Source organism: Streptomyces sp. WAC05292 (assembly GCF_003949955.1).
GTDB lineage: Bacteria > Actinomycetota > Actinomycetes > Streptomycetales > Streptomycetaceae > Streptomyces > Streptomyces globosus.
Genome location: NZ_RPSE01000713.1, coordinates 1 through 1,418 on the forward strand (window position 1 = coordinate 1; position 1,418 = coordinate 1,418).

Annotated in this window: 1 protein-coding gene; it reads left to right on the plus strand. The window is 68.5% G+C overall.

Annotated elements, in window-relative coordinates:
• Positions 1-58 precede the first annotated feature (58 nt).
• Positions 59-1,294, plus strand: coding sequence for an IS701 family transposase (locus EF903_RS32555; RefSeq protein ID WP_125548528.1), 1,236 nt, complete (start codon positions 59-61; stop codon positions 1,292-1,294).
• Positions 1,295-1,418 lie beyond the last annotated feature (124 nt).

Genomic DNA, 1,418 nt, shown 5'->3' on the forward strand with positions numbered 1-1,418 from the left:
ACCTAGTAGTGCTTCGTTACGTCGGGTATCTCGCCTGGTGGTGGGCATCTTCTCTGGTATGAGGCTGGGGGAGGTGGAACGGCTCCGGGGTGAGTTATCGGAGTTCGTTGCCGATGTGTTCGCCTCGCTGCCGCGGCGGGATCAGCGGCGGTGGGGCGCGTGTTATCTGCGGGGCCTGCTGCTGGACGGCCGGCGCAAGTCGATCCAGCCGATGGCCGAGCGGCTGCCGGACGGGAACATGCAGGCTCTGCAGCAGTTCGTGAACCAGTCGCCGTGGGATCCGCTGCCGGTCAGGCGGCGGATCGCCGAGCGGCTGTCAGAAGTTGTCAGGCCCGAGGTGTGGGTGATCGATGACGTGTCGTTTCCCAAGTGCGGGACGGCTTCGGTCGGGGTGGCCCGCCAGTACTGCGGAGCCTTGGGGAAACGGGCGAACTGCCAGGTCGCGGTCAGTGTCCATGCCGCCACCGACTCCGCCTCGTGCCCGTTGGAGTGGCAGTTGTATCTGCCGCGTGAGTGGGCGGGCGAGCCGGACCGATGCCGCAGGGCAGGAGTTCCCGACGACGTGGTGCACCGGGAGAAGTGGCGTCTCGCGCTCGGCCTCCTGGACACGCTCGCCGAGTGGCAGCTGAAGGCGCCGGTGGTGGTCGCCGACGCCGGCTACGGAGTCAGCACCCCGTTCCGGCTCGGCCTTGAGGAGCGAGGCCTGTCCTACGTGCTGGCCCTGAACGGCAAGGAAGTCGCCCACCGGGAGGATGCCGAGCCGTACCAGCCTGCTTACGGCGGGCTCGGACCACCCACCCTTCCCCGCTACCGCACCCCACCGCGAGCCGTGTGCGTCCTCGCCGCGGAGGCGGGTGCGGAGCGATTCACCGAGGTGACCTGGAGGCAGGGCAGCAAAGGCCCGATGACCTCACGGTTCGCGGTGCTGGCAGTGCGGCCCGCGGGCAAGCAGTCCCTGACCGCGGCCCAGGAGGCGGGCGGCGGCCGCAACCGGTGGGACGGCGTCCTGCCTGTCCAGACGCTCCTCATCGAATGGCCGGACGGCCAGGACACTCCGACGGACTACTGGATATCGAATCTCCCCGCCACCACACCGGTCGCTGACCTGGTGCGGTGGGCGAAGATGCGCTGGCGCATCGAGCACGACTACCGCGAACTCAAGCACGGCCTCGGCCTGGACCACTTCGAGGGCCGCACCTGGCGCGGCTGGCACCACCACGTCACCCTCGTCACCGCCGCCCAGGCATTCCTCACCCTCCGGCGCCTCGACCCAAAAGCCCAAATGCCGGCCTGACTCTCTACCAGGTCCTGGACACGCTCCAGGACCTGCTGAGGTGCTGGACCGGCACCTGCACCACATGCGGTCGGCCCCTGGCCACACGCAGAACCAGACCCAGAACCTAACGAAGCACTACTAG

What these genes read in the sequence shown, in the direction of transcription:
- EF903_RS32555 (WP_125548528.1), top strand. Translation starts at nt 59, where the DNA reads ATGAGGCTGGGGGAGGTGGAACGGCTCCGGGGTGAGTTATCGGAGTTC.